The sequence below is a fragment of the Spirillospora sp. NPDC000708 genome (genome assembly GCF_040299565.1).
In the GTDB taxonomy this organism is placed as follows: Bacteria; Actinomycetota; Actinomycetes; order Streptosporangiales; family Streptosporangiaceae; genus Spirillospora.
In genome coordinates this window covers 1-1962 of the sequence record NZ_JBEPCJ010000222.1, presented here as the reverse complement: position 1 = coordinate 1962, position 1962 = coordinate 1, and the positions used below count along the sequence as shown (strand labels likewise).

The following is a 1962-nucleotide window of genomic DNA, read 5'->3' as shown; positions in this document are numbered from 1 at the left end:
GGCGCGCGCTGATGTTGCTAGCGACGGGGCGGTGATGCGGCTCAGCCCAGGGGGCGCCGGGTTGGCCGATGCTGCAGGGCGGCGTCGTGAACGGGCGGGCCGGGGCCTCCACTAAGCGCCATCTGGAGAGGACAGGCGCAGCCGGTGCGGAAAGGTCGCCTGTGGTGTGGGCACGCCGGGGCCGCCGGTCATGGGGTGGATGCGGGAGGAGCGGTGCAAGGGGTGGCCGGATGTGGTGTTGCTGGGTGTGGTGTTGCCGAGGGTGGGTGATGACGCGGTCCAGTCCAGGGGCGGTGTGGGCGGGCCGGTCTGTTGAGCGGTGTAGTGGCCGGTTGGGGCGGTCTCTGAAGGGCTGTCTGGTGGTGGGATATGTGCAGCCGGTGTGAGGCCGGTTGGCTGTGGTGTGGGCATGCCGCGGCCGCCCGTCATCAGTGTGGATGCGGGCGGACCGGCGTGGGCATGACCGAGCCCGGTGTTGCCGGGGTGGTGCGGTTATGCGGCCCAGTCGAGCGCGGGGTTGTCAGGTGGGCCGATGCTGCCTGGTGGTCCGGCCCCGGTTGCGGATGCTCTGGCGTCGGGTGGCGGGAGTAGTCGGTAGACGTATCGCCCGTCCTGATCCTTGGTGATCTGGATCTGGTCGGGGCGACTGTGCTTGAACCGGTTGTGCCATCCGCAGATGAGTGCGAGTTGGTCGATATCGGTGGGCGATCGCCCGAGTGCCCATCCGTGGACGTGGTCGACCTCGCACAGCGTTCCGGGCACTTCGCAGCCCCGCACCGCGCAGGAGGAGTAGAGCGTCTCCAGCACCTGCCGTTGGGCCGCACTGGCGAAGCGTTCCCGATATCCCAGGTACAGCGGAGTGTTCCCGCGCCCCAGGAGCAGGGGTGAGACTCCGGCCGAGAGGGCGATGCGGCGGGCCTGGGCGGCGGGGATCGGGGTGCCGTCGGTCAGGCGGGCCGGGGCGTTGCCGCCGGTCAGCGTCTCCAGGTCGCAGATGACGGTGACCTTGGACGCCTTGTGTCCACCCGACAGCACGCTCGACAGCGCCGCCGCCGTCCGCTCGGCGAGGTCACGACGGTCGTCCGGCCCGGCCGGCTTGGCCAGCGGAGCCAGGGTGCCGCCCCAGATCGCGGCGTCCTCGGGATTCAGCCAGCCCTTGACGTACCGGCCGCCGTCCAGCGAACGCGTGGTCGTCAGCCAGGACTTGTCGTAGCCGCGCTTGGTGTCCTCGTCCGGTGCTTCTTCGGTGTCGTCGCGTTCGGCGATGAGGTCGCGGATCCGGCGGCCGAACGCGGCGACCTTCCCGGCCGAGAAGCCCTGCTCGACGAAGCCGAGGAGGATTGTCTCGGCCTCGGCGCAGTCGGTGTCGTCCAGGCGGGCGACCGAGTCGGCGACGGTGGCGGCGTAGCCGTAGGACAGTTCCCCGGCTGCGAGCTGTGCGCAGACTTCCGGTAGGCGGTGGCGCTGTCGGGCGAGGGTGAGGCGCTCCTTGGCGCGGCTGTCGCGCATGCCCAAACTCGAGCGCAGCCATGCTTGGGTGGAGGGGTATCCCCACCGGGCGTGCTCTCCGGCGGCGTCGACTCGGCCGATGAATCCGGCGAGTGCGCTTTCCTGCAGATCGGACGCTGCCACAAGTGTTTCGGTGAGTTCCAGGCACGCGGCCGCTGATTCCGGGGCTTCTCGCGATGCGAGTTCAGTGGCGATGGCTGAGAGTGCGTTCACCAGTTCCATGGTGGACGCGGTCTCAAGCTCGACCGTCACTGATTGCATACGTAAATAGTACCCTGTGTGACTGACATTCGAGGCCGTTCAAGGCCGTTCGGGCCACATTCTTCTCGGTATCTTTTCGGCGGGAAAGGCTGCCGGGTCGCCCGGCCTATTGTCGATCTTCGTGCCTCTGGGAAGGGGGAGTTCGTCTCTTGGTTCCTGACGGAGGGGGGTGGTGGGGTGGCGCGACCCGGG

Annotated in this window: 1 protein-coding gene; it reads right to left on the bottom strand. The window is 68.8% G+C overall.

Annotated features, from left to right (window positions below):
• Positions 1 to 492: 492 nt before the first annotated feature.
• On the bottom strand, positions 493 to 1731 hold the full coding sequence (locus ABT299_RS52535; protein WP_500255459.1) for an HNH endonuclease signature motif containing protein: 1239 nt from the start codon (positions 1729 to 1731) through the stop codon (positions 493 to 495).
• Positions 1732 to 1962: the final 231 nt, after the last annotated feature.

Bases quoted from the DNA above. Each gene is read 5' to 3' on its own strand.
- ABT299_RS52535 (WP_500255459.1), bottom strand. From the start codon at position 1,731: ATGGAACTGGTGAACGCACTCTCAGCCATCGCCACTGAACTCGCATCG.